Genomic DNA, 717 nt, shown 5'->3' with positions numbered 1-717 from the left:
ACATTGAGTTGGGCAATGATCAATGAGTCTGATTGCCGATACAGGGAAAAGTAGCTGCGACTTTGGCCAACTGCTCGCGCACCCGTGCATTGGGCTCATTGATCCCTCTTCTTTTCGGCCGCTTGACCCTTTCGCCCAAACAAACCTTCTCGTCGCTCGTGGGGCCGACAAACACATTCGCTGTACGCCTCCTTGTTGATTGGCGCACCCGTGGTGCTGACTGACAGGTTTCGATTCAGTGGAGTGGGGGCTTCAGTAACCGGGCGTTTTGAACCTCCTCAATGTGAGGGCATCAAACGACTATAACGTCAGGCATGGGCCTGCCCGGAGATGATCAAATGAAACGTACAACGGCTTTGATTTTTGTGGTGGCGGCAGCGTTGTTACTTGGCGGTTGCTGGCCGTATTGGCATGACCGTGACGGTCGCGGACATGATCGTGGGCGTTACTACGGTGACAATTATCAGGCACAAGAGTATCGCCCTGCATGAGTTCGATGTAGCAGAGCCAGGATAGATTCGTGTCGAGCCCGGCAGTTCAACTGACTGCCGGCAGGAGGGCGTCGTATAGCAAATAACAGCGGGTGGAGTGAATCCGGAGAAGAAAGCAGTCTCTACCGGGGGTACGTCGAAAGGAAAAGCCCGACACGAGATCGGGCTTGAACGTGCACGTCAACTCAACCGTTTAATCGTGTTTGTACTTATTCTTGTATTTATG

1 protein-coding gene is annotated in these 717 nt (G+C 53.0%); it reads left to right on the top strand.

The window, feature by feature from the left end:
* The first annotated feature begins 338 nt into the window (after window positions 1-338).
* Window positions 339-491: a hypothetical protein gene (locus AC1DH9_RS30245; protein WP_427537099.1), complete on the top strand. Its 153-nt coding sequence runs from the start codon at window positions 339-341 to the stop codon at window positions 489-491.
* Window positions 492-717 lie beyond the last annotated feature (226 nt).

This window comes from Pseudomonas sp. 05T35, assembly GCF_056396605.1.
Note: the sequence above shows the minus strand (reverse complement) of the source record. Positions and strands in the feature narration are given on the sequence as shown.